Genomic DNA, 25,633 nt, shown 5'->3' on the forward strand with positions numbered 1-25,633 from the left:
AGACACGCCCTAGCGAGTCTGGCCCCCCTCCTCGACCAGAGACGGCTCGACGCCTTGCAGGAACGGCGTCCATTCTCCTGCCGCATACAGCTGCAGCCGGTGCATGGCGCGCGTGCACGCCGTATAGAACAGCTTCCGCTCGCTTTCCCGCTGATAGGTCCGCGACGAAGCGTCGTAGATCAGCACGGCGTCGAACTCGACGCCTTTGGCCAGATAGGCCGGGATGACCTGCGTCCCGTTCTCGAACGTCGGCGTCTCCTTGGTGACGAGCCGCAGCGACGGGCAGCCCTGCTTGGTCAGGAGCTCATGCGCCTCGCGGCTTTCGGCGGCCGTTTTCGTGATGACGGCGATCGAGGCGAAGCCTTCCGCTTGCAGCGCCGCCAGCTCCTCGGCCATCCGCGCCGCCAGCCGTGCGCTGTCGTCCGCCTGGATCAGCAGCGGCTTTTTGCCGCTTCGGGCGAAGGGCACGATCTCCTTTGCGCTCGGCAGCAGCGCTTTGGTGAACTCGACGATCTCGCGCGTCGACCGATAGCTGCGGACGAGGCGGATCAGCCTCGTGTCCGCCTCCCCGTAAAGCCGCATCAGCGGCGAGTCCTCGCCGTCCAGCTCCGTCGCCTGGGCGAAGATCGCCTGGCCGAAGTCGCCCAGCACGGTCATGCGGGCGCGGGGAAACAGCTTCCGCAAATATTCATATTGAACCATCGAGTAGTCCTGGCCTTCATCGACGAAAACATGCCGCACTTGCGTATTTGTCCGCATGCCTTCCACAAGCTCCCGCAAATAAAGGAACGGCGTCGCATCCTCGCTGAACAGCTCCCCGCGAGCCAGCTTCTCCCGGGTCTGATCACAGATATCCGGCCAAAGCCGGGGCGCGGCCGCCTGCTCTGCCAGCGCCGCATAAGCCTGCTCCGGATCGAACAGCTGCGCGTACAATCCGGCCATGTCGACGAACTGCATCCGCCTCACGCTTCGCCGCAGCGGCTCGAACCGCTCCCGGACGATCGCGCCGGCCAGCAGCTCCTGCTCCCTCTCCGCGTAGTCGAAGTCTCCTTCGTCCCGGCGCCGCTTGTTCTGCACGAACTCCTGGATGCGCTCGTACTGCTCGGCGAAGTCGAACACGCCCCGTTCCTTGTGCAGCTCCCGGTGCACGGCGTCGTAGCGGTCGTTGTCGAGATAGTCGAGCTCCTCGCTCACCCAGTCCGCGCCGCGCTCCTTGCGCTCCAGCCCGGCCAGCTCCTGGAGCAGCCACTCCTGGAGCATGGCGACGCGATTGGCCAGGCGGATCGAACGATCGTACCCGTAAAAGCGCTCCGCCATCCGGCTGGCCGGAATAAGCTCGCGATCTCCAAGCCGGATGCCGCTGAAGCGCATGCCGGATTGCCCCAGCCCTTCCGCATAGTCCCTCAGCGCCTGCAGGAAAGCTCCCGACGCCTTGCAGCGGATGCCCTCCACCCGGGCGTCATGCTCCGGCGAGCCGGCCATCTGCAGGACGTATTCGATAGCATCGAATGGATCCTCAAGGCTCAGGATCGAGCCGATGCCCTGCTCCAGATATTCTTGGAACGTCGCCTGCTGCATGTTCTCCTCGCCGAGCTCGGGAAGCACGGTCGAGACGTAGCTGTTGAACATCGGATTCGGCGAAAACAGGACGATCTGGTCCGCCTTCAGCCGGTCCCGGTTTTTATAGAGCAGGTACGCCACGCGCTGAAGCGCCGCAGACGTCTTGCCGCTGCCCGCCGCTCCCTGCACGATGAGCATCCGGCTCCTGTCGTCGCGGATGATGGCGTTCTGCTCTTTTTGGATCGTCGCGACGATGCTCTTCATCTGCGAGTCTGCGCCCTGTCCGAGCGCCTGCTGCAGCAGCTCGTCGCCGATCGTCAGGCTCGTGTCGAATACGTTCAGCAGCCGGCCTTGGCGGATCTGGTACTGGCGCTTCAGCTCCATGTCGCCCCGCACGGCTCCGTCCGGCGTGTCGTAGGAGGCTGGCCCCGGAGAGTGGTCGTAGTACAAGCTCGCGATCGGCGTGCGCCAGTCGTAGACGAGGAAGTCCATTCCTTCCGCGTCGACGAAGGAGGAGACGCCGATGTAAACCGGCTCGGCGGAGCCGACGCCATGTTCGCGAAAATCAACGCGTCCGAAGTACGGGGAGGGCAGCAGCCGGGTCATGCTCTTCCATTGCTGCAGCCGCAGCCGGTGGCTGCGCTCCCGTTCCGAGAGCAGCGCCTCCTGCTGCCGGATGCTGTAGAACGTTTCCTCGAAGTCCTCGTCCGTGGCCGTGTTGACCGTCACTTCTTCCCAAAAGCGCTTGCGGATGTCCCCCGCTTGCCCGTGCAGCCCGGCCACCTCCGGCTCCAGCTCGGCGATCCGCTCCCGCAGCTTTTGGGCGACTCGATCCAGCCGTGCCTGCTCTTCGTTCCATTCTCGCTCATGCCGCATGTCCGCACCGACTCCTCCCGTTTTCCTCTGAAAAAGGCATTTGACATCCAGCCGCGACCCATGGTAATATTGAATTAAAGGTAAGATGCAATAACTGTGGATTTTAATAAAAAATTGAAGCGACTGGTTTTCTGATGATACCATAGCTTCGTTTTGCGCGCAATGGCGCGGCAGCATAAAAAAACCCCCGGTCCGTGGACCGGGGGTCTTTCGTTTGCCTTTCGACAAGGCTCTATAGATTGACGACTGCCTGCTCGGTCGTCCAGACAGCCGAGGCGAACCCTTTGAAATTGACGAGAGCGGCATTGAACCCGTCCGCAGGAGCCGCCGTCGCATCCTGAACGATCGCGACCTCGAATCCCTCCTCGATCAGATGCCTCATATGGGATTCGACGCACACATTGGATACGGACCCCGGCCAGAACGATTTTGCTTACCCCTTGCTTGCGCAGCTGCAAGCACAGATCGTTCGTTGCCGGGCTGGCGATCTTGTGCGCATTGGCGATGATCGTCTGCCCGTCTTCGAGAAACGGCAGCAGGTCCGGCACGAATGCCGCTCCGGAGGCCGGCGGCACCGGGCTCCGCGCATCGGGACGATCGTAGGCGTAGGTGGAAAGGAGGAGCGTCTCCTCCGCTCCCTTGAACTGCCACTTATGGTCATGCGGATACAAGTAGTGGGGAGAGACGAAGACCTTATACCCCTTTTGCTTGGCTGACTGGAGCAGCTTCACCAGGTTGCCGACCGTATTGTTTTGCAAAATGACCGGCTTGAGCAGCTCATACCCGGGATGCCCCGGCGACAAAAATTCATTTTGCGGATCGGTCAGGACGATGCCGGTCGTCGTCGGATCGACAGTGAACATCACGATTCAGCCTCCTCAGCATGCGATTCTGCACCTAGCCTTCCCCGAAATTTCAAAATCCTTGCAGCGTTGCCAGAGGCCCGCCTGGGCGCGTCAAACCAAGCTTGTCCCGCCTACGCGGTCGGCTCCTTGTTCACCGGATCGGCCAATTGCCTGCGAAGCAGGGCGATTTCGTGCTTATAGGGCGGGTTCTTATATTTGACCGGCCCAAAGGAAGGCGTCTCCAGCAGCATCGGAATGTCGGCCAGCTGGGGATGATGGACGATAGAATCGAGCGCCTTCAAGCCGATGAAGCCGTGGCCGATATTCTCGTGCCGGTCTTTGCGGGAGCCCCGCACGTTTTTGGAATCGTTGATGTGCAGCACCTTCAGCCGGTCCAGGCCGATCAGGCGGTCGAACTGATCGAGCACCCCGTCGAAATCGTCCACGATATTGTAGCCGGCATCATGCACATGGCAGGTATCGAGACAGATGGAAAGGGAGTCGTTATGCGTGACCCCGTCCAAAATGCGGGCCAGCTCCTCGAATCGGCTGCCGCATTCCGTTCCTTTGCCGGCCATCGTCTCCAGCGAGATCTGGGCTTTGCCGCCAGGCTCCAGCACCTCGTTCAAGCCTTCGACGATTTTGCCCAGCCCGATGTCGATGCCTTCCCCGACATGAGCTCCCGGATGCAGGACGAGCTGCCTCGAGCCAAGCGCTTCCGTCCGCTCCAGCTCGTCGCGCAGAAACGAGATGCTGTGGCGGAACACCTGATCGTTCACGGCGTTGGCCAGATTGACCAGGAACGGAGCATGCACGACGATGTCGGCGATGCCGTGCTCCCGCATATGCGCCTGCCCCTCGGCGATCCGATAGGCCGAGATCGGCTTTCTTCTTGTATTCTGGGGCGCGCCCGTGTAGATCAGGAACGTATTCGCACCATACGAAGCCGCTTCCTTGCTCGCTTGGAGCAGCATTTCTTTCCCGCCCATGGATACATGGCTGCCGATCCGCATGCCGTCCCTCCTCTTTTTCCGTTCCTTCCCATTCAGCGTTTGCGGAAAAAAGAGTCCTGATACGCTTCTCCCATTAAAAAAGCGACGCCGGGGCTTGCCCCGGCATCGCTCGTTTATTCTTCCGAAGCCTGATCGTCAGATCCGAGCCTCCGCGCCCTGCTCCGCCGTCATCCGGTTGCGCAGCGTGCCGAGCTTCTCGATGGAAATCTCAACGACGTCGCCCGGCTGCAGGTAAACCCGCTTCTCCGGAGGCAGGCCGAGCACGACGCCCTCCGGCGTGCCGGTCAGGATGATGTCGCCGGGCGACAGCGTCATATGCCGCGAGATGTAGCTGACGATCTCGTCGCAGCGGAAAATCATGTCCGAGGTGCGGGACGACTGGCGCGTCTCGCCGTTCACGACGGCGGAGATCGCCAGCGCGTTCGGATCGCCGACCTCGTCGGCCGTCACCAGATACGGGCCGAGCGGGCTGAACTTGTCGCATGTCTTGCCGAGCAGCCATTGCGGCGTGCGCATCTGCAGGTCGCGGGCCGACAGGTCGTTGACGCAGCAGTAGCCGTACACATGCTCCAGAGCCTGCTCGCGCCCGACGTCCTTGGCCGTGCGCCCGATGACGATGACGAGCTCCGCCTCGTAGTCGACCTCCGAGCTGACGCGCGGCAGCGGGATGTCCTCCCGATGCGCGGCCAGCGTATTGTTGAACTTGTTGAACAGGATCGGATACTCCGGAATCGGCGCATTCGTCTCCTCCGCGTGCTTGCGGTAGTTCAGGCCGACGCAGATGATCTTGCCGGGAGCCGTCACGCACGGCCCGAGCTGCAGCGCGTCCTCGTCCAGCCACAGCTCGGGGACTCCGTCCGCCTGAGCGGCCAGCGTCTCCAGCGTCCGCTGCGCCTCGGCTCCGCCCTCGATCGCGGCCTCGACCGTCAGCGGCACCTGCCGCCCCTCTCCGAGCCGGATCGCAGCCGCCGCCACGTCCAGCACCCCCTGCTCCGTGCGCACGCCGAGCGCGAGCCGGCCCTCCTTGCGGTATGTCAACAACTTCATGATCGCCGATTCCCCTTTCTCATGCTTGCCTTGCCGTCAGGCATTTTTGCCGAACACGACTCCGCCGTCCAAATACAGCGGCGAGCCCATCATGAACTTCGACTCGTCGGAGGCGAGGAACAGCGCGCCTTCGGCGACATCCTCCGGCCGGCCGAGATCGCCGCTCAGCTGGCGGCTGCGGATGCCGGCGAGCCCTTCCTCCGGGTCCGAGTACGACTCGCGCAGGTACTTCTCCACGAACGGCGTCAAAATCGTGCCGGGCAGGAGTGCGTTCACGCGGATGCCGTACGGCGCATAGTCGACCTGCATCGACTTGGTCAGCGCGAGGATCGCGCCCTTGGTCGCGGCGTAGGAAGCCCGGCGCGCGAGGCCGATCTCGGCGATGCAGGAGCTCATGTTGATGACGACGCCGCCGCGGCGCTCCATCATCGACGGCAGCACGGCCCGGCTCGGCAAATAGGTGCCGCGGATGTTGACGCTGATGACGCGGTCCCAGGCGTCCGGCTCGACCTCGTGCAGCGCGCCGACGCCGCTGATGCCCGCATTGTTGAACAGCACGTCGATCCGCCCATGCCGCTCCAGCGTCTGCCGCGCCATCGCCTCCGCCGAGGCGGGATCGGTGACGTCGCAGGCGACGGCGGAAGCCTCGCCGCCTGCTTGGGCGATCAGGGCGGCCGTTTCTGCGGCTGCCTCCAGGTTGATGTCGGCGACGACGACATGCGCTCCCTCCGAGGCGAAGCGCAGCGCCGAGCAGCGTCCGATGCCCGAGCCGGCCCCGGTGATCAGCGCGATCTTGTCTTTCAGCCTCATATCCGCACCACGCCTTTTGTCAAAATCAGATTGCCGTAAGGAGCCGCCTCGCTCGTCGCGACGACGGCATAGGCCCGGCGCGTCCGCTCGTAAAAAGCGAAGCGCTCCAGCTCGGCGATGTCGACCTCGCGCCGCTCATGCCGGCGCAGCAGCTCCCGGTACTGCTGCCAGACGGCGGGGGCAGGCGGATCGCCGGGCACGACCGCCATGACGACGGCCGGCTGCGGCACGTAGGTGTCCACCGGCAGCAAGGTCAAGATCGCGTCCAGCAGCTCCGGGATGCCATGGCCGTCCGCCCGGACGAGCCGCGCCGCCGTCGATGCGGCCGGGAAGTTTACGTCGGCCAGCACAAGCTCGTCGCCATGCCCCATCGCCCTCAGCGCATGGAGCAGCTCAGGCGAGAGCAGCGGAGAAATTCCTTTCAGCATGCCGCTTCCTCCTCTTCGTTTGCAATTTCGCGCAGCGCGACCGGCCGGTCCTCGCTCATCGAGCGGTAAGCCGCGAAGACGAGCTGCATCGTCTCCAGGTTGTCGCGGACGGAGGTTTCCGGCTCGCGATCCTCCTCCACGGCCCGCAGCAGCTCGCCCATCGTGCCGAGGAAGGCGTCGGGGAACCATTTGCCGTGCAGCGTCGGAACGAACCAATAATCGGGATGGAGCAGCCGCGAGTGGAACCTGAGCGTGTCCTCCCGTCCGACCGGATAGTCGTACAGCGAGCCGTTTGTTCCCTGGACGATGCCCTCCGTGCCCTCGAACCGGTACGTCGCGTGCCAGTCCTCTTCGCCGGCGATATGGTTGTGGTTGTCGTGGACGAGCGCGCGCCGCTCGCCGGGATAGCGCAGCGACAGCATCGTGCGCGTCTCGCCGACCGTGCGCTGGCCGGGGAAGCGGGCTCCGTCGGCGTAGATCGAGTCCGGCGTGCCGAACAGGAAGCGGATGCTGTCGAGGTAATGGATGCTGTGGTACATGACCTCCAGCGTCGGCATCTCCCGCAGCCAGCTCCACGCGGCAAAATCCTGGCGGACGTCGACCGAGATCGTCGCCTGCGTCAGCTCTCCGAGCCAGCCGCGGCTCAGGATCGCATGGCTGGCGCGGATGCCCGGCGACCAGCGCATCTGCTGGTTGACCGCGCCGCGGACGCCGTGCTCGCGGCAAGCGCGCTCGATGGCGGCCGCCTCGCGGTAGCTTTCGGCGAGCGGCTTCTGGCAAAGCATATGCTTGCCGGCGGCCGCGGCCTGGCGCGCGATGGCCGGCTGCGCCTTGGCCGGCACGGCGATGTCGACGACGCGGACGGCCGGATCGTCAAGCAGCTCCTCCAGCGTGCGATAGACGCGCGGCAGGCCGAACTGCGCGGCTAGCGCCGCGGCGCGCTCTGCGTTCAGATCGTAGATGCCGACGACGTTCAGGCCGCCTTTGCGGTAAGCGGGAAGATGGCAGGCGCCGACGATTTCGCCCGCGCCGATGATCGCGATGCCGATGCGGGCGTCCTGCGGCAGCTTGGGCTTGTAGTCGAGCTCCAGATCGATGACGTTCATAGGACCTCCTTCACAGGCTCGGGCCGATGCGGTTGATGGAAAATTCCTGATGGCCGAGAATCTCGGCCTTGGTCAGCTTGCCGTCCGCGACCTCGACGATCTCCTGCCAGATCCTCTCGCCGGCCGCTTCCACGTCGAGCGAGCCGTCCAGCATCGGACTGACGTCGACGTCCATGTTGTCCTCCATGAGCGAGAACGTGCGGCCGTTGCCGGTGATCTTGATGACGGGAACGACAGCCGAGCCCGTCGGCGTGCCGCGGCCGGTCGTGAAGCAGACGATATGCGCGCCGGCCGCCGCCATGCCGGAGACGCATTCGATGTCGTTGCCGGGAGAATCCATGAAATAAAGTCCGCCCTCCGGCAGCGGCTCGGCGTATTCGGTGACGCCGAGAATCGGGGACGTGCCGCATTTGCTGATGCAGCCGAGCGACTTCTCCTCGATCGTCGACAGCCCGCCGGCGATGTTGCCGGGGCTCGGATTGCCGCCGCGCATGTCGGCGCCCATCCGCTCCACCTCGCGCTCGAAGCGGCCGACGATCGCGTACAGCCGCTCGCGCACCGCGGCGTCCGGGCAGCGCTCGGCAAGCACATGCTCCGCGCCGATGATTTCCGTCGTCTCGCCGATGACGACCGTGCCGCCCTCGCGGATGAGCCTGTCGGCCGCGGCGCCCAGCGCCGGATTGGAGGCGAGTCCCGAGGTCGCGTCCGAGCCGCCGCATTTGACGCCGACCTTCAGCTTGGACAGCGGCACCGGCTCCTGCCGCTGGCGCATCAGGCCCGCCTGCAGCTGCCGCGCCAGCTTCGCGCCGTGCTCGATCGCCTTCACCGAGCCACCGACGCTTTGGATGTCGAACCATTCGACCGGTTTACCGGTAACTCGAATGGCGTCGGCCAGCTGCTGCGGATCGACCACCTCGCACCCGAGGCTGACGATCAGCACCGCACCGACGTTCGGGTTCGCCCCCGTCCCCGCCAGCACGCTGAACGTGCGGTCCTTGTCCGCCCCGATCTGGCTGCAGCCATGCGGATGCGGCACGGCGACCGCGCCCGGCACGAGCTGCGCGATGCGGCTGCACACCTGGTTCGAGCAGATGACGGTCGGAATGATGAGCAGATGATTGCGGATGCCGATGTCGCCGTTCTCCCTTCGGTAGCCCATGATCGCAGGGGCTGCCTGGCTTGCTGCCGCCTGATCTGCGGCTTGGCTTGCCGCTGCCTGGCCTGACTCCGTCTGATCTGCCGCTGCCTGGCCTGACGCCTGCCCTTCCGGTTCCCTCATGCTTTTCCTCCTCCTGTTCCAGCAGCCGCGCCGGCCTGGTCGCCGCGTCCGCGGATGCCCTCGATGTTGTGCACATGGACGTGGCGCCCCGCCTCGATTGCCGTCACGGCGCGGCCGATCACTTCGCCGTACTTGCGCACCTCGCCGCCTGCCGCTACGGCCGCGATCGCGATTTTGTGGCCGAACGCGACCGGCTCCGCGACGACGACGCTTCCTTCCCGCCCGCCTGTCTTGTAGCGGATCGTCTCTCCTGCCGCCACATCCCGCAGCGCGGTCGCGACATGGTCGCGGACATCCATGACGATCGCGTCCGCTCCCGCTTCCAACGCATGCTCCATGCCTTCTCCTCCTCTTTGCGCCGGCAGACGACTTGGATCGGCTGGCCGCGCTCCTCGATTTGAGTTATCGGTAACTCAAATGTAAGCGACCTCATGCTTGCTGTCAATAGACCGCATTGGCTACAATGATTGCAGCTTGTAAAAAGGGAACGGAGGAGCTTCATGGTCACCATCTACGACATCGCCCGCGTGGCCGGCGTCTCCGCCATGACAGTGTCGCGGGTCATCAACGATACCGGCCGGATCAGCGAAGCGACGAGAAAGCGGGTCCGGCAGGTGATGGAGGAGCTGCAGTACGTGCCGAACTCCAACGCCCGCAGCCTCGTCCTGCAAAAGACGAATATCCTCTCCCTGCTCATTGCCGACATCGCCAACCCGTTTTATACGACGCTGGCGCGGGGGGCGGAGGATGCGGCCAAGCGGCTTGGCTATCGGCTGCTGTTCGGCAACAGCGACGAGGATTACGGCAAGGAAAAGGACTATGTGGACATGATCCTCTCCACGCGCGTGGACGGCGTGCTGTTCGCTCCGGCCGGCGACGGCTCCGCCCCGCATCTGCGGCTGCTGGAGCAGCACCGCATTCCCTATGTGCTGCTCGACCGGGACGTGCCCGGCATCCAGGCGGACCGCATCCTCGGCGAAAGCCGCGACGGGGCGCGCCGGCTCGTCGAGCATCTGATCGGACTCGGCCACGAGCGCATCGCGCTGGTGAACGGATCGGAGGACGTCTCCACCGCGCGCGAGCGCCATGCGGGCTATCGGGACGCGCTCAAGCTGAACGACCTCCCGTATGACGAGACGCTCGTCCGCCATCTCGACTATTCGGACGGCTTCAATCCGAGCGATCTCGACCCACTGCTGGCGTTGAGCTCCCCGCCGACGGCCATTTTTGCCGCCAACAACTTCCTCGCGCTCGGCGTCATCCAGTCGCTGCGCGAGCGCGGCCTGGCTGTGCCGGACGATCTGTCGGTCGTCTGCTTCGACGATCTCGGCTTCGCCAGCATTTTGAGTCCGTTCCTGACGGTGGCCGCGCAGCCGGCCTATCAGTTCGGCGCGCTCGGCCTGGAGCGCCTCGTCGACCGGATCGAAAACGGCGACGGCAGCGGCCCGCGCACGCTCATCCTGCCGGCGGAGCTGATCGTGCGCTCGTCGAGCCGCAAGCGAGAGCGATGAAAGCAGCTGCGCGGTAGGCCTGGAGCCTGGAGCGGCGCTGCCGTTCGCGAATCCGAGCGGCGAGAAGCCGCGGCTCTGCCGTTCGCGAACCCGAGGAGCGAGAGGCTGCGGCGCCAGAGGCGGCCATGCGACAAGGGGCTGTCCCGACGTCCGTTTCACGGATGCCGGGACAGCCCCTTGTTCCTTTCTGTCCGCGAGCGAGGCTTCTAAGCGCTAACGAAACGACTGCGCGGGCCTATGAGCCATGCGGAGCCTCTAGTCAAAAAACTCCATATGCGGCTTGGTCTGGCGATAATAGGCCATCCGGTCCGCCAGCGTGCCGGTATGGAATTCGAACTTGTGGCCGTCGGGGTCTGCGAAGTAGACCGAGCGCCGGTCACGCTCGTCCCGCTCCCGTCCCGGCAAGATGTCCGCGCCGATGCGCCGCAGCCGGGACACCGCCTCGTCGAACTCCTCCTCTTTAATGGAAAAGGCGATATGCGTATAAGACAGACGGATCTCCTCGCGCGGGAGATCCTTTTCTTCGTTCAAGGCGAGCCACAGACCGTCCAGATCGAAATAAGCGGTCGACCGTCCGCGCACGAGCAGCTTCGCGCCGAACGCCTCCCGATAGAACGCGATCGACCGCTCCAGCGACGAGACGCTGAACAGCAGATGATTAAGGCCTTGCAGCTTCATGATGGACTCCTCCTCCTCCTGTATCGCCAACGGCTCCCCTGCGGGTCCGGATGCAAAAAGTCCCGGCAGCCAAGCTGCCGGGACTTCAACGACCATGCTTATTCTTCGCCGGCGACGTCCTCGCCGTCGTCCTCGCCGATCATCTTGCTGTAGTCCTCGCCGGTGACGACGCGGCGGGCGGTGACGTACCGCTTGGCGTAGTAGGAATCGCTCAGCTTCGTGTAGCGCACGCCCTTGCTGGAGGCGTGGGCGAACTTGCCGTCGCCGACGTAGATGCCGGCATGCGAGATGCCGCGGCCGCTCGTATTGAAGAAGACGAGATCGCCGGGACGAAGATCGTCCTTGTCCACTTTGGAGCCGACCTGAGCCTGCGACTTGGACGTGCGGGGCAGCTTGACGTCGAACTGGTTGAAAATATGGCGGACGAAGCCGGAGCAGTCGAAGCCGGCTGTCGTCGTGCCGCCGTATTTGTAAGGCGTGCCGATGACTTTTTTGATCGCGCTGTCGAGATCCGGCGTATTCGCGAACGCGCTGCTGCTGAACGTCAGAAGCAGAACCAGGCCAAGCATGGACAGGATGACTTTCTTCACAAGTTGCTTCTCCCTTCGGATGCCTACGAAGTTAGCTGTGGGTTCGGTTGAAGGTTCCCTAGAATCCTCTCTTGCAAGATTCATTCACCCGGTATGGTTCCCCCGTTTTTCTTCTCGAAAATTCGGCATGATGATTCATCATTTTTATTAAAGGTTAATATTCGTAGTTTTTTGTCGAATCCCTGCCCGGGAAATATTAGAAGTCCCTCATCAAATCCCTTACTTTTCTCATAAATCAGCCTAGGCCCTTCTGCTCATATCATCGAATGGACGCGATTTTCGCCCCTGTCCTCCTGCCCAGAGGAAGAAATGGATATTTCCCCCTGCCATTCTGAGAAACTATCCTTTAAGCGTTATGAATTTAATAGGATAATAGTGGAACTCTTCGAGTGAAAGGAGGCCGCCTGCCGAATTCCGCTTTTTTATCCTACTTTTGAAAAGGAGGACTTTCATGTCCGCAAAATCCCGCACTTCCACCCCCCGCTTCCAGGCTTTGCGCGCGCTGCTGCTCGCCGTGTTCCTGATCGGCTCGATCGTGCCGGGCTCGCTCGCCGTCCGCACCGCCCATGCCGCCGATGCCTGCACCGGCGTCTCCGCCTGGTCGGCCTCGGCGATCTACACCGCGGGCCAGAAAGCCGTGTACAGCAGCACGCTGTACGAAGCGAAGTGGTGGACGACGAACGAGCGCCCCGACCTGTCCGGCCCATGGGGCGCATGGAAATCGCTCGGCGCCTGCTCGTCCGCTCCGACTCCGACGCCGACTCCGACCAAGACGCCTTCGCCTAGCGCGACGCCGACTCCGACGCCCGGCGCTCCGGGCGGCAAGATTACCGGCGCCTACGTCGCCGACTGGCATTTCCCGAACGTGAGCACCGTGCCGGCCGAAAAGCTGACGCATGTGTTCTACGCCTTCGCCGACGTGGCCAACAACGGCGTGAGCGGCGGCGACGCCTCCAAGCTCGCCCAGCTGACGACGCTGCGCAGCAAAAATCCGAGCCTGAAGGTGCTCGTCTCCGTCGGCGGCTGGGGCCGCTCGCAAGGCTTCGCCGGCGCGGCCTCGACCGACGCCAGCCGGACGGCGTTCGCGAACAGCGCCCTTTCCTACATCCGCGCCAACAAGCTGGACGGCGTCGACATCGACTGGGAATACCCGGCCGCCGGCGACAAGCAGAACTATACGCTGTTCATCCAAAAGCTCCGTTCGGTGCTTGACGCAGGCAGCGCAGCGGACGGCCGAGGCAGCAACAAGTACCAGCTGACCGCCGCCGTAGGCGCTTCGGACTACGGCCTCGGCAACATCGACATCGCCGCCGTGCAGCCGTCGTTCGACTTCCTGAACGTGATGACCTACGACATGCAGGCCGGCTCGGGCACGCATCATACGGCGCTTTACAACTCCTCGCGCGCCAGCTACAGCGTCGACACCGCCGTCAAGCTGCTCAAGAGCAAGGGGCTGCCCGCGTCCAAGCTGGTCATCGGCGGCGCGTTCTACTCCCACGGCACGGCCGACTATACGTACGACGAGCTCAAGGCCGGCTTCATCAACAAAAACGGCTGGACGCGCCAATGGGACGATGCGGCCAAGGCTCCGTATCTGACGAACAGCGGCGGCGGCTTCCTCAGCTACGACGACACGCAGTCGCTAGCCGAAAAGGTCAAGTACCTGAAAGCGAACAGCCTCGCGGGCATCATGTTCTGGGAGTACGGGCAGAACTTGGACGGCGAGCTGCTGGGAGCGATCCACACGGCGCTGAATTCCTGACCGCCTCGCCCGGCATGACGGCAGGCGCGGAGAAATGCCGCTGGTCCAAACGGACCTGCGGCATTTTCGCCTTTTCGCCTGCCGCGGCTCGCTTGACGCGCGGACGCATCGTCTCCGGCGGCTTGCCGCCGCTCGTTTTTCTCCCAAGCGCCTACCGCAGGTGGACAGCGCCGCCCGTCCGCTTTACGATGGATTCATTCAGCATGGAGGAAGGGACGGGCGCATATGGCGAGAAACGAGGGCTACGGCATCTACGGGTTCCGCTTCCAGGAGAGCGCGGAGCTGCCGCTTTGCAGCCTGTTCGCGGTCGGCCGTGAGGCGATCGACTCGACGGACTACGACTGGGACGGGGAGAAGAGGACCGACGGCCCGCTCCTGCTTTTCCAATATACGACGAGCGGCGAAGGAATCTACGAGAGCGGCGGCGAACGCCGGCTGGCGGCGGGAGAAGCGTTCATGACGGAAATTCCCGGGCGTCACCGCTACCGCTATCCGGGAGGAAAGGAGCCGTGGGAGTTCTATTTCGTTCTCCTCCGGCCGACGCATGCGCAGGGCTTGTGGGACTACGTCAAAAGCAGGACCGGCCCCTTTCCCCGCCTGTCGGCGGACAGTCCGCCGATCCTGCTGCTGCGCGATCTGTTCCAGCGCGCCAGCGCGGGCGGAATATCCGATCCGTTCGTCGCCTCCTCCTGCGTGCACGCCTTTCTCGTCGAGCTCTGCCGCTGGGCGTCGACCGGCGCCCGGCCGGAGACGGACTGGCCCGCTGCGATCCGCGAAGCGGCCGACTGCATGCGGACGCGCTATGCCGACATGATCAGCCAGCATGAGCTGGCCGACCGAGTCGGCTTGTCCCGATTCCACTTCGTCCGCAGCTTCGCCCGCCATGCCGGCGTGACGCCGGCGCAGTACCTCGCCCGCGTGCGCATCCAGAAGGCCGTGGAGCTGCTCGGCTCGACGGACTGGAGCATCGAGCGGATCGGCGCGGCTGTCGGCTACAGCAGCGGCAGCTATTTCATCAAGGCGTTCCGCAGGCTGACCGGCCGGACGCCGGGCTCGTTCCGCCTGGGCGGCGAAGGGCTTCCCTACAGCCGCATCTTTTTCGACTGATCCTCTCGGAGCAAGACAGCAATTTCATGCTATTGCCTGCGTGAAATTGTCGTAGTTGGCGCCGGGACGCGTCGAGTATAGTTCAAGAAAGAACGCTGCTTGATGCGAAAACAGGAGGAAACGATGAGCCATCTGAACCTCGCGCCGACCCCGCCCATGGGCTGGAACAGCTGGGACTGCTACGGCGCAGCCGTCACCGAGCAAGAAATCCGCGGCAACGCGGAATACATGGCCGAGCGGCTGAAGCCGTTCGGCTGGGAGTACGTCGTCGTCGACATCCAGTGGTACGAGCCCGGAGCGAGCAGCTCCCTCTACCGCAAGTTCGTTCCACTGGAGATGGACGGCCATTCCCGCCTGATGCCCGCCGCGAACCGCTTTCCGTCCGCCGCCGGCGGCAAAGGCTTCCGTCCGCTCGCCGATTACGTGCACGGGCTCGGCTTGAAGTTCGGCATCCACATCATGCGCGGCATCCCCCGCCAGGCAGTCCATGCCGCGTCCCCGATCCTCGGCAGCGAGGCGACGGCGCGCGACATCGCGCATCCGAACTCGATCTGCCCGTGGAACACCGACATGTACGGCGTCGATCCGCGGCACGAAGGCTCGCAGGCGTACTACGACTCGCTGTTCGAGCTGTATGCGGAGTGGGGCGTCGACTTCGTCAAGGTCGACGACATCGCCGCGTCCCGGCTGTACGGCGCCCATCTCGAGGAGATCGCGCTGATCCGGCGGGCGATCGACCGCTGCGGGCGGCCGATCGTGCTGAGCCTGTCGCCCGGACCCGCGGCGGTCGAGCAGGCCGAGCAGCTCAAGGCCGGAGCGAATCTATGGCGCATCACCGACGACTTTTGGGACCGCTGGGAGCTGCTGCTCGACATGTTCGACCGCTGCGAGCGGTGGCAGGGCCTCGGAGCGGACGGCGCCTGGCCGGACTGCGACATGCTGCCGCTCGGCCATATCGGCATCCGCTCCGTCGACGGAGGCGGCGCCGACCGGCTGACCCGCTTCACGCGGGACGAGCAGGTGACGATGATGACGCTCTGGTGCCTGTTCCGCTCGCCGCTGTTTTTCGGAGGCGAGCTGCGCGACAACGACGCGTGGACGAACAGCCTGCTGACGAACCGCGACGTGCTGCGCCTGCACCGGAGCAGCAGCGGCGCCCGGCTGGTCAAGCGCGAGGGCGGCTCGATCGTCTGGGCGGCGGACGGCGACGGCGGCAGCTTGTACGCGGCGCTGTTCAACGTCGGCGAGCGGGCGGCGGCCGTCGAGGCGACGCTCGCCGAGCTCGGAGGCGCCGGCGCCTTCACGGCCAAGGAGCTGTGGAGCGGCCGGTCCGCCGAGCTTGCGGACGGCCGGCTGAGCGCCGAGCTGCCTCCGCACGGAGCGGCGCTGTACCGGCTCGATCCCGCCTAGCGGGGAGGCAGTCCGTGGTTCAGGCCGCGGGCTGAGCGGGCTGCGCCGGGGCGATCCTGCCGGCGGGAAGCCGGCCCGAGCGGGCTGCGCTGCGGCGATCCTGCCGGCGGGAAGCCGGACCGAGCGGCGGGCCGCCCTCGCATGGAACGGCGCTCGGCTCGGCTTGATCCCGCTTCGGCGGGCGCTGCGGACGCAAAAAAGGTGGAAGGGAAGCCGGCTCGGCCGGTTCTCCTTCCACCTTTTTCAGCTTTCCTCGGTCAAATAGCTGCCGAAGGAATGCCGGATGACATCGCCGCGGCTGATGATGCCGACAAGCACGCCGCCGCGGTGCACGGGCACCTTTTTGATCCGCTTGCGGCCGAGCAGTCCCGCGATCTGCGCGACGTCCTCGTCCTGGCTGACCGCCACGACCTTCTTGCGCGACAGCTCCATGACGTTGCGCCCGAGCAGCCGGCGCGTGCGGTCGTCGTACTCGCCCTCGTTCATGCTCATCACGGCCGAAAAATAAAACGCGTCGAGGACGAAGTCCTCCCGCTGGCCGATGTAGCGCATGATGTCGCCGTCGCTGATGTAGCCGACGATCTCGTTGCGCTCGTTGACGACCGGCAAGCCGCTGATCCTGTACTTGATGAACTTCTCGACGACGTCCTTGAGCGTGTCCGTCTCCTTGACCTTGTGGACCTGGCGGACCATGATCTCATGCGCCTTCATCCCCCGCACCCCCCGGCTGCGTTCCCGTCTGCTAGACAATACTTGCATCATGCAACTATATAATTGTATTATACAACTGTATAGATGCCTGTCAATGCAGAGTATGCGTCATGGCAGGCCAAGGAGACGGCGGATGGCGCCCGGGAAGGCGATCGGCGCCGCCTCTCTTGTCAGGAGGAGAGACGATGGACCCACATGCAGTCGAAACGATCGAAATGGAGCTGGCCCACCTGATCCGGCGCCTCATCGCGGAAACGACGTACCGCAAGAGCGGCGACAGCCTCGACCGCGCCGCCTATTTGCTGCTCGACCATATCGCCGGCAGCGGCTGGGCGTCGGTCAAGACGCTGGCCGAGGAGTTCCGGCTGGACAGCTCGACAATCAGCCGCCAGACGGCCGCGCTCGAGAAGAAGGGCCATCTCGCGCGCAGGCCGGTGGAGAATGACCGCCGCGCTTATACGCTCGAGCTGACCGAGCTCGGCCGCCTGGAGCTGGAGCGGAACAAGCAGATGCGGACCGAGCGCGTCGGCGAGCTGCTGGAAGGCTGGACCGCGCAGGAGGTCGAGCAGTTCAGCCGCCTGCTCCAGAAGTTCGGCGAGTCCGTGTCGGAGGGCTAGATCGGCGGATCAGCCGGCGAGGCGGGCCTGCCGAGTCGGGTCGGCGGGTCTGCCGGCGAAGTCGCGTCCGCGAAGCGGGTCGGCGAGCCGGCCAATCAGGGCAGCTTGTCGGATCAGCCCGCGAGGCGGATCAGCCCGCCTGGACGCGCTGCAGGCGCAGCGCGTTCAGCACGACCGAGACGGAGCTGAGCGCCATCGCCGCGCCGGCGACCCACGGCTCCAGCAGGCCGGCGGCCGCGACCGGGATGCCGAGCGAGTTGTAGCCGAGCGCCCAGAACAGGTTCTGGCGGATGTTGGCCATCGTCTTGCGGCTCATCCGGATCGCTTCCGGGATGCTGCGCAGGTCGCCGCGCATGAGCGTCACGTCGGCCGCCTCCAGGGCGACGTCCGAGCCGGTGCCGACCGCCATGCCGATGTCGGCCGTGGCGAGCGCCGGCGCGTCGTTGATGCCGTCGCCGACCATCGCTACGACGCGGCCTTCGCGCTGCAGGCGGCTCACCTCGTCCGCCTTGCCCTCCGGCAGCACCTCGGCCCTGACCTCCTCGATGCCGGCCTGGGCGGCGATCGCCCGGGCCGTGCGCTCGTTGTCTCCGGTCATCAGGATGACGCGCAAGCCCATCTCCTTCAGCTTCGCCACGGCTTCGCCCGAGCTCGGCTTGATCGTGTCGGCGACGGCGACCAGCCCGGCGTAGCGGCCGTCGACGGCGACGAGCATCGCCGTCTTGCCGTCCCGCTCCAGCGCCTCCATCTGCGGATGGGCGGCTGCGGCGTCCACGTCCTCGCGCTCCATCAGGCGGCGCGTGCCGACGAGCACGCGGCGGCCTTCGACCACCGCCTGGATGCCGTAGCCCGGGATCGCTTCAAAGGACGTCGGCTCCGGCAGCTCCGGCAGGTCGCGGCGGATGCCGGCGACGATCGCCTCGGCCAGCGGATGCTCGGAGCCGAGCTCCGCCGCTCCCGTCAGGCGCAGCAGCTCGTCGCGCTCCATCGCCGGCAGCACGTCGGTCAGCACCGGCTTGCCCTCGGTGACCGTGCCGGTCTTGTCGAGCACGATCGTATCGGCTTTATGCGTCTGCTCCAGATGCTCCCCGCCCTTGAACAGGATGCCGAGCTCCGCGGCGCGCCCGGAGCCCGCCATGATCGAGGTCGGAGTCGCCAGGCCGAGCGCGCACGGGCAGGCGATGACGAGCACGGCGATCGCGATCTCCAGCGCGCGGGCAAAGTCCCCCGGAGCGATCAGGAAGTACCAGATAAGTCCGGCCGCGAGCGCCGCCGCGACGACGATCGGCACGAAAATGCCGGAAATGCGGTCGGCGACCCGCTGAATCGGCGCCTTGGACCCTTGCGCCTGCTCGACGATGCGGACGATCTGCGCCAGCGTGGAGTCGCCTGCGGCCCGCGTCGAGCGGACGAGCAGCGCGCCGTTTTTGTTGATCGTCGCGCCAGTGACCGAATCTCCGGCCTGCTTGGAGACAGGCAGGCTCTCCCCCGTCAGCATCGACTCGTCGACGCTGCTGCTGCCGTCCTCGACGAGTCCGTCCACCGGAATCTTGTCGCCGGGGCGGACGCGCACGAGATCGCCGACGGCGACTTCCTCGAGCGGCACCGCGACATCCAGGCCGTCCCGCAGCACGGTCGCCGTCTTCGCCTGCAGGCCGATGAGCGACTTGATCGCCTCGGACGCGCGGCCCTTGGCCAGCGCCTCGAGCAGCTTGCCGGTCACGACGAGCGTGATGAGCACGGCGCTCGTCTCGTAGTAGAGCGACGGCGCGCCGTGATGCGCGCCGCCGCCGGCGAGCTGCCACTCGATCGTCAGGTACAGGCTGTAGAAATAGGCCGCCGACGTGCCGAGCGCGATGAGCACATCCATGTTCGCCCCGCCGCTGCGCAGCGCGTTGAACGCCCCCCGGTAAAAAGGCGCCCCGATCACGAACTGCACCGGCGTGGCCAAGGCGAGCTGCAGCCACGGATTCATCAGCAGCGCCGGCACCGGCAGCCACGACAGGAAGCCGAAATGCGCCGCCATCGTGTACAGCAGCGGCAGCGAGAGCAGCGCCGAGACGGCGAGGCGCAGCGCCTGCCTTTTCAGCTCCTTGCGCTTGCGCGCCTCCGCCCCGCCCTCCTCCTGCTCCATCGGCAGCGCCTTGTAGCCGAGCTTCGCCACCTTCTCCTGCATGTCGGCGAGGCCGACCTCGCCCGGAGCGTAGTCGACGCGCGCCGTCTCCATCGCAAAGTTCACCGTCGCCGAGGCGACGCCGGGCATGCGGGAGAGCCCCTTCTCGATGCGCGCGGCGCAAGCGGCGCAGGTCATGCCCTCCAGCCGCAGCTGGATCGTATCGTTCGCCGTGCCGTAGCCCAGCTTCTTCACTTTATCCTCCAACGCTTCGCGGTCGACCTTGCCCGGATCGTAGACGACGCTCGCCTGCTCGGTCGCGAAATTGACGCTGGCCGCCGAAACGCCGTCCATCTTGCCCAAGCCCTTCTCGATGCGCGTCGCGCAGGCCGCGCAGGTCATGCCGGTCAGCTGCAGGACGGATTTATGCTCGCCCGACGGGGCCGTCGTTGAGTCTGTTCGAGCCATCTCGCTTCTCCTCCAATGGTGATTCCTTGACTCCAATATACCCCCCACCCCTATATTGGTCAAGAAGTAAATCCGCCATCAATCGCCTATTTCCTTAGATTGGCTCCATGCCGGCGTCGATATGCGGCGGCATCGGAGGGCGTTGCGGGCCAGGCTGGCGCCGATCGGCGTCCTTGCGCCTCATGGCTCCGCGCATCTTGAGCAGGAATCGGCAGCCGCGGCATCGAAAAGGGCTCGCAGACGAAAGGAGGCTCTGCCTCATGCCTGCAGCGGTGACGGTTTTTGTCATGGATACCGGATTCGATCCGGACGCAGCCAAGGAATTTCCGCATGTCCGCCTGCACGCCGGCTTCAACATGAGCCGGCACGGCTCCCCGGACGACAGCTCCGATCCGCATGGGCATGGCACGGCCGTCGCGCGCACGCTGCTCGAGGCTTGCGGGCCGGCGCCGATCCGGCTCGTGCCGGTCCGGCTGCTCGATCGGCGAGGCGCGCTGTGGGAGCGCGGCCGGGTCGCCGACGCGCTTGAGCGCATCCTGCGCGAGCTGCCGGAGGGGCCGACGGTCGTCTGCGCCGCCTTCGGCGACGGCCGGCATCTGCTGCCGGACGAGCCGGACGGCCAGCCGGAGACGGCGGAGCGGATCCGCGAGCTGCGGCGGCGAGGCGTCGCTTTTGTCGCTGCGGCCGGCAATTTTTATGCTGCTGCGCGGCGGCAGCGTTGCTGGGGCATGTCCTGGCCGGCCAGCTGCCCGGACGCGGTCAGCGTCGGCGCAGCCGTTTGCGGGCGGAGCGAGGGGAGACGGGACGAGGCGGACGGTTGTGTGCAGGAGGCGGAGCGACTCGGCGAAGCGGACGGGGGCTTGCTGGAGGAGCGGCTGCGCGAAGCGGACGGGGGTGCGGCTGGCGGCTGGATGCTCGAGCCGAACAGCCAGCGAGCGCCGGCAGCCTCGGCCTGGGGAGGCACCACGTTGTTCGCTCCCGTGCATCCGCCGGGGCATACGAGCGGCGCGGCAGCCTTCGCGGCCGGTCGGCTGGCAGCTCTTTGCAGCCGCTTTCCCGGCATCGGCGTGGATGAGCAGCTCGCATTGCTGCTGGCTGGCGCCGAATTCATTGCCGACGACGAAGGAAGCAGCCATTGGCCGCTGTTGTTATGAGCCGTTGAATCCCATGATCCGCTCCCGGCAAGGCGCCGATGGCTGGAGTCGAATGTTCATTTCGTGAGGGGGATCGGTCGCGACTTGGTTCTATCCGGAAAAAGTATGGCGGATTACGATTGGCTGGACAACGGACGACGGAACCGAGCCATCGGACTCCTACCTCATTTATTTGAAGATTCTGTCGGTCGCCTTTTTGTTCATCGTATTGATGGGATGCCTGGCTTATCTTTTCGACTAATGCACTTGGGTCGGCCGAATCCCCCGTCTCAGCCAGTACGGTAAGGCGCCCCGCCTCCTGCTCCATAACGCCAACGATACTCAGAGACGCTATTTCGCTCAAAACGGCCATTCCGAAATTCTAACGATACTCGCAGACGCTATCGGGCCGATTCCGCTGCACAATCAACGTATTCCCCGCCAATAGCGCTTCTCCGTATCGTTAAATTTCCAATCGCGCTCTTTTCGGGCCAATAGCGACTTGCAGTATCGTTAGCTCCGGCAGCTCCAGCAGTTCCGGCAGTTCTCGCAGCCCGCCAGCGTCGACGGCCTCTGTCAGCACCCGCCAATCCCACCGGCAGCACCGCTAACCCCGCCAGCTCCGGCACTTCCGCCAACCCCGCCAGCCGGCACTTTTGCCCGTTCCGCCGCCAGCGCCTGCAGCCCGCTTTCCGCATCGGGCATCCCCCATCCGACCACCCGTCGGCGGATCTCGCCGCGCTTCCTCTCGCCCCAATCCCGCCCCGCTTTGGCGCTCCCTCCTCCCGGCAGGCCCCCCCTCGCTCCCGAACAAAATAAACCCGAGGCGGATCGCTCCGCCTCAGGTCCATTCCGCTCTATCGGCCTATCCTCTATCGGCCTCTCCCTCTCCTATCCGCCTATCCCGGCTCCCGTCAAAACGCCGGCTGATTGTTTTTCTGAACCGCGATCACGTAGCCGATGTCTACCAGCATCGCGGCGGCCTTTTCCGCCGTGCTGACGCCGAGCAGGATCGTCTTCGTCTCGGGCTCGTCGTCCAGCACCGCGGCCGAGGCGAGCATCGACCCGGTATAGTCGAAGAAGTTGTCGACCCACAGCAGCGACTCCGCCGTCTGCAAGCCGCGCACGGCAGGATCGTCCGACTTGCGCTCCTCGTCGATCAGGATGCCGAACGCCGCCGTACGCAGCACGGTGCGGACGCCGGTGCAGACGAGATCCAGCGCGGCATTGGCTTTGGCCAGCTTCTTGAACGCGGCCGACTCGAGATCACTGTACTTGTCCGTCAGCGAAGCGAGCGCCGGCACGAGCGCCTTGGCCGACATGAAGGAGGAGATCGCGAGGTTCGTGTCGTCGATCGCCTCCACCGCGTCCCCGCGGCTCGTGCGCCGGCTCATCGCCTCGACTGCCGTGCCGATGCCTTGGACGGCGACGCCGAAAAACATCGCCGGCTTGGACGGCTTGGCGTCGTCGCTCGCCTGCTGCGCCCAGGCGTAGGCGGCGGCTCCCGCCTTGAGGAAGGATCCGACCAGTCCGCCGATCCAGCTGAACCGGTTCAGCGCCGAGAAGCCGGACTGCGCCGTGACGTTGCCGAAGGCGAGCGGCACGATCTCGCCCTTGGCGAGCGGCGCCTCGCCGACGATCAGCTTGTAGGCGATCGTCGCCGGCACGGCGAGCAGCAGCAGCATGCCGTCGATCAGCGAGAAGGAGGCGTCGACATGCGTGCCCGGCGCGACGAGCTCGACGAGCTTTTCCACGAACGGGAACCGGACTCTCGCGAACAGGGCGTCGCGCAGCGCCCCCATAAGCGCGTCCATCAGGTCGAGCGAGCGCAGCACGAGCGCCTGCAGCCCTTCGAGCAGCCCCTCCGCGACGTCGGCCGCCACGGCTGCCGCCGCATCGCGGAACGTCTCCAGCGACAGCGCCGACCGTCCCGGCAGCTTGCCGCCGAACAGCGCCGACAGGTCCGCCTCGACGCGGTCCCAGGTGTCGATCAGCGCCTGCGCCTCGTCGGACACGAGCCCTTCGATGAACGTCTCCACCGCCTGGATCGTTTCCGCCGCCGGATCGGGCCCGTCGACATGCACGATCTCGCCGACCGCGTCGTCGAGCTTGCGGCGCACCCAGCTGACGACGCTGTTGCCGGTGATGGCGTCGATCAACTCCCGCACCGGAGACGCGGCCGCCTCCAGCTTGTCCTGAAGGCTCTCGCCCGGAGCCGGCGGGCTGGGCTGGAACGCCGCTCCCCCCTCCGGCCGCCAGCTGTCGAGCGCCAGCATCGCCGAGCGGAAGCCGCTCTCCACGGTCGGCTTGAGCGCGGAGATCCGGCTGCGCACGTAGCCGAGCGCGTCGTCGACCGCCTCCTTCATCGCGTCGCGGACGATCAGCACGTCCTCCCAGCTGAACAGGAACTTGAGGAACTGCCACACCTTGTCGAGCCCCGTCTCCACCTGCCGCCACAGCCAGCGGAAGAAGCCCGCCGCCTCCTCGAGGCAGCTCAGCACGAAGCGCTTGATCTTGCCGCCGAGCTCGCAGACGAAGTGCAGCGCGTCCTCCGCCTTGTGCAGCACGAACGTCCACGCCTCCTCCGCCCGATGAGCCAGTCCCTCGAAAAAGTCCGCGACCGTATGGCCGAGCTGGACGAAAAAGCTCTCCGCGCTCTCCGCCGCCTGCACGAGGCGTCCGATGACGCTGTCGTCCGCGGCCTGCACGCCGCCGCGGCCGTCGGCGACGATGCCCCAGCGGTAGCCGTCCGGCACGGACGAGGCGGAAAGGTCCGAGCGGTACGGGTCTCCGGCCGCGCTGCGCCGGATCGTCCACGAGCTGCCGCTCGGCCCGGCGGCGAGCTGCGCGCCTTGGCGCAGCGCGCTTGCGACGGCGTCGGCCTGTCCCGCGCCCGAGCCGGAGCGCCAGGCATCCGGCAGCAGCGGCTGCTCGCCGCCGGGCATGGCCACCGTCGCCGAGCGCAGCTCCGCGCCGGTCAGGCTGGCGAACCGCTCCAGCGCGGCCGCCGCCGGCTGCAGGTCGAGATGGCCGTCCAGCCCGGCGACCGTCAGCCGATACGACGGCGGCGCCAGCGATTGGACGCGGCTGTACAGGGCGATGCCGCCATCCGGACCCGTGACGGCCTGCGCCGAGACTCCCGGACCGATGAAGGCCGGGCGGCCGCCGATCAGGATGTTCGTCGGCGCGGACGCCTCGACCTGCACGGCGACGCCCAGGCGCGGCTCGCCGGTGGAAGGCTCGACGACGCGCAGCGTGACGGCGTAGCAGGTGGAAGCGATCATCGCGTCCGGATCCTGCACGCGCAGCTCCGTCTCCTGCCAGCTGCGGCCGTCCCCCGCCTGAGCGATCAGCCCCGCTCCGCCGCCGGCGTACACCGCCAGCACGGACGAGCGCAGGCTGCCGTCGCCCATGGCCGGAGCCATTTCCAGCACGCCGGTCCGCACGAGCAGCGGCGCCAGCCAGCCGCCGCCCGCGTCCTGGGCGGCCGTCAACAGGCCGCCGTCCTGCAGCAGGCACCAGACGCTCGTCGCCTTGCCGCCTGCGGAGGGACGCTCGGCCAGGCACAGATCGGTCACGGCCGGCGCGGCCTCCGGCGGCACGACGACCGCCGCCGCGGCCTGGTCGGCGTTGTCCTGCTCGTCCGCCGTCAGCAGGCTGACGCCGCTGCCGCCGACGTACAGGTCGGTGCCGTCCGCTCCGGTCAGGCCCGTCTCCAGCAGGCGGGCACCCGCCGGACAAGGCAGCGGCACGACCGGCGGCACGGTCGCCGCATGGCCGGATGCGTCATAGTCGGGGAACGGCCGGAACATGAGCGTGTCGGTGCCGCTTCCGATGCCGAGCACATACAGGCCCGAGCCGTAGGTCGGATGCACGCCCGCCTCGAAGTCGTAGATCTCGTCCAGCGTCGTCGCCGGATTGAACACGAGCGCGTCGGCGAAGCCGGTTTTGCCGCCGCTGCGGAGCAGATAGAGCAGATCGCCCGCTCCCCCGTGTCCGGCCAGCACGGCCGTCCAGCTGCCGTCGCCCTCGTCCAGCACGCGGATCGCCTCAACGCGCCGCCCTTCCCTCGTCCCGCCGTCGGTCCAGACCAGCGTCTCCCAGACGGTGGCGGCGCTGCTCAGGTCAAAGGCCGTCCAGATCCGGCTCGCGCCCGTACCGCCGGCCTCCTCCGTCGCGACCGCCAGCGCGATCCGGTCGTCCTCCGTCCACGCCGCGCCGATCGCCTGCACGCGGGGCGATCCGTCCGCCGTCCGTCCGGGCGTCAGGTCGATCGTCTGCCAGCCGTCGGGCGACTCGAGGTCGCGCCGCGCCAGGAACAGCTCGCCGTCCGTGCCAATGCTGAGCAGCATCGGCAGCACGGCGCCGCCGCGATGATCCGGCAGCGAGACAATCCGCCGCTGGTACCGCCCGACCTCCGCCGGATCGGCGAGCGCCTCCGGTCCGAATACGCGCGCCTGCTCATAGTGGTCGATAATGTCGGAGCTGACGGTGAAGCTCCACTCCTTGCCTGAGGCATCCTTTGCCGAGAACGCCTCCACGCGGGGCTGCTTGTCTGCCATATCCATC

At 66.1% G+C, this 25,633-nt stretch carries 20 protein-coding genes, 1 pseudogene and 1 riboswitch; of the genes and pseudogenes, 7 read left to right on the forward strand and 14 right to left on the reverse strand.

What is annotated here, in order from left to right; all coding sequences use genetic code 11:
* Positions 1-9: 9 nt before the first annotated feature.
* The 9 genes from helD to B8V81_RS04590 form a co-directional block, all read right to left on the reverse strand.
* On the reverse strand, positions 10-2,436 hold the full coding sequence (gene helD, locus B8V81_RS04550; RefSeq protein WP_101807852.1) for an RNA polymerase recycling motor HelD: 2,427 nt from the start codon (positions 2,434-2,436) through the stop codon (positions 10-12).
* A 74-nt stretch (positions 2,437-2,510) separates the two neighbouring features.
* Positions 2,511-3,299, reverse strand: a complete 789-nt coding sequence (locus B8V81_RS26230; RefSeq protein WP_425320483.1) for an isochorismatase family protein — start codon at positions 3,297-3,299, stop codon at positions 2,511-2,513.
* Between the two features lie 113 nt (positions 3,300-3,412).
* Entirely contained in the window at positions 3,413-4,294 is an 882-nt protein-coding gene (locus B8V81_RS04560; RefSeq protein ID WP_028597185.1) for a deoxyribonuclease IV, read from the reverse strand.
* Positions 4,295-4,429: 135 nt separating this feature from the next.
* A complete protein-coding gene (locus B8V81_RS04565; protein ID WP_028597186.1) occupies positions 4,430-5,341 on the reverse strand; it encodes a fumarylacetoacetate hydrolase family protein in 912 nt (303 codons plus the stop codon).
* 36 nt (positions 5,342-5,377) lie between these two features.
* Positions 5,378-6,151, reverse strand: coding sequence for an SDR family NAD(P)-dependent oxidoreductase (locus B8V81_RS04570; RefSeq protein ID WP_101807853.1), 774 nt, complete (start codon positions 6,149-6,151; stop codon positions 5,378-5,380).
* Complete coding sequence (fucU, locus tag B8V81_RS04575) at positions 6,148-6,579, reverse strand: L-fucose mutarotase (RefSeq protein WP_028597188.1); 432 nt, start codon at positions 6,577-6,579, stop codon at positions 6,148-6,150. Before fucU ends, B8V81_RS04570 begins: the two co-directional genes overlap by 4 nt.
* Entirely contained in the window at positions 6,573-7,685 is a 1,113-nt protein-coding gene (locus tag B8V81_RS04580) for a Gfo/Idh/MocA family protein (RefSeq protein WP_043110749.1), read from the reverse strand. Before B8V81_RS04580 ends, fucU begins: the two co-directional genes overlap by 7 nt.
* Positions 7,686-7,695: 10 nt before the next feature.
* Complete coding sequence (locus B8V81_RS04585; RefSeq protein ID WP_101807854.1) at positions 7,696-8,844, reverse strand: UxaA family hydrolase; 1,149 nt, start codon at positions 8,842-8,844, stop codon at positions 7,696-7,698.
* Positions 8,845-8,960: 116 nt separating this feature from the next.
* Positions 8,961-9,302 carry a UxaA family hydrolase gene (locus tag B8V81_RS04590; protein ID WP_028597191.1) on the reverse strand — a complete coding sequence of 114 codons (342 nt, stop codon included), beginning with the start codon at positions 9,300-9,302 and terminating at the stop codon, positions 8,961-8,963.
* Between the two features lie 162 nt (positions 9,303-9,464).
* On the opposite strand from B8V81_RS04590, the gene B8V81_RS04595 reads away from it, so the two are divergent.
* Entirely contained in the window at positions 9,465-10,475 is a 1,011-nt protein-coding gene (locus B8V81_RS04595; RefSeq protein ID WP_028597192.1) for a LacI family DNA-binding transcriptional regulator, read from the forward strand.
* A 255-nt stretch (positions 10,476-10,730) separates the two neighbouring features.
* Here B8V81_RS04595 and fosB read toward each other — a convergent pair whose 3' ends face one another.
* Positions 10,731-11,153, reverse strand: a complete 423-nt coding sequence (fosB, locus tag B8V81_RS04600; RefSeq protein ID WP_028597193.1) for a metallothiol transferase FosB — start codon at positions 11,151-11,153, stop codon at positions 10,731-10,733.
* A gap of 98 nt (positions 11,154-11,251) precedes the next feature.
* A complete protein-coding gene (locus tag B8V81_RS04605) occupies positions 11,252-11,743 on the reverse strand; it encodes a C40 family peptidase (protein ID WP_028597194.1) in 492 nt (163 codons plus the stop codon).
* A 4-nt stretch (positions 11,744-11,747) separates the two neighbouring features.
* Positions 11,748-11,881: riboswitch (cyclic di-AMP (ydaO/yuaA leader) on the reverse strand.
* 313 nt (positions 11,882-12,194) lie between these two features.
* Between B8V81_RS04605 and B8V81_RS04610 the strand changes: the two genes are divergently transcribed.
* The 3 genes from B8V81_RS04610 (at position 12,195) to B8V81_RS04620 (ending at position 16,022) form a co-directional block, all read left to right on the forward strand.
* Positions 12,195-13,505 carry a glycosyl hydrolase family 18 protein gene (locus B8V81_RS04610; RefSeq protein WP_028597195.1) on the forward strand — a complete coding sequence of 437 codons (1,311 nt, stop codon included), beginning with the start codon at positions 12,195-12,197 and terminating at the stop codon, positions 13,503-13,505.
* Positions 13,506-13,730: 225 nt separating this feature from the next.
* On the forward strand, positions 13,731-14,612 hold the full coding sequence (locus B8V81_RS04615; protein WP_028597196.1) for an AraC family transcriptional regulator: 882 nt from the start codon (positions 13,731-13,733) through the stop codon (positions 14,610-14,612).
* Between the two features lie 123 nt (positions 14,613-14,735).
* Complete coding sequence (locus B8V81_RS04620; RefSeq protein WP_028597197.1) at positions 14,736-16,022, forward strand: glycoside hydrolase family 27 protein; 1,287 nt, start codon at positions 14,736-14,738, stop codon at positions 16,020-16,022.
* A 243-nt stretch (positions 16,023-16,265) separates the two neighbouring features.
* On the opposite strand, the gene B8V81_RS04625 is transcribed toward B8V81_RS04620, so the two are convergent.
* A complete protein-coding gene (locus B8V81_RS04625; RefSeq protein WP_028597198.1) occupies positions 16,266-16,733 on the reverse strand; it encodes a CBS domain-containing protein in 468 nt (155 codons plus the stop codon).
* A gap of 185 nt (positions 16,734-16,918) precedes the next feature.
* On the opposite strand from B8V81_RS04625, the gene B8V81_RS04630 reads away from it, so the two are divergent.
* A complete protein-coding gene (locus B8V81_RS04630) occupies positions 16,919-17,350 on the forward strand; it encodes a MarR family winged helix-turn-helix transcriptional regulator (RefSeq protein ID WP_028597199.1) in 432 nt (143 codons plus the stop codon).
* Between the two features lie 130 nt (positions 17,351-17,480).
* On the opposite strand, the gene B8V81_RS04635 is transcribed toward B8V81_RS04630, so the two are convergent.
* Complete coding sequence (locus B8V81_RS04635; RefSeq protein ID WP_028597200.1) at positions 17,481-19,931, reverse strand: heavy metal translocating P-type ATPase; 2,451 nt, start codon at positions 19,929-19,931, stop codon at positions 17,481-17,483.
* 260 nt (positions 19,932-20,191) lie between these two features.
* Here B8V81_RS04635 and B8V81_RS04640 point away from each other — a divergent pair, with 260 nt between their 5' ends.
* Both B8V81_RS04640 and B8V81_RS26235 read left to right on the forward strand, forming a co-directional pair.
* Entirely contained in the window at positions 20,192-21,085 is an 894-nt protein-coding gene (locus tag B8V81_RS04640) for a S8/S53 family peptidase (RefSeq protein ID WP_180968377.1), read from the forward strand.
* Between the two features lie 88 nt (positions 21,086-21,173).
* Positions 21,174-21,326, forward strand: a pseudogene (locus tag B8V81_RS26235) (DUF6199 family natural product biosynthesis protein); the annotation flags it as partial.
* Between the two features lie 652 nt (positions 21,327-21,978).
* Here the strand turns inward: B8V81_RS26235 and B8V81_RS04645 are convergent.
* Positions 21,979-25,626: a hypothetical protein gene (locus B8V81_RS04645; RefSeq protein WP_101807856.1), complete on the reverse strand. Its 3,648-nt coding sequence runs from the start codon at positions 25,624-25,626 to the stop codon at positions 21,979-21,981.
* Positions 25,627-25,633 lie beyond the last annotated feature (7 nt).

The organism is Paenibacillus pasadenensis, assembly GCF_002864175.1.
Taxonomy (GTDB): domain Bacteria; phylum Bacillota; class Bacilli; order Paenibacillales; family Paenibacillaceae; genus Paenibacillus_O; species Paenibacillus_O pasadenensis.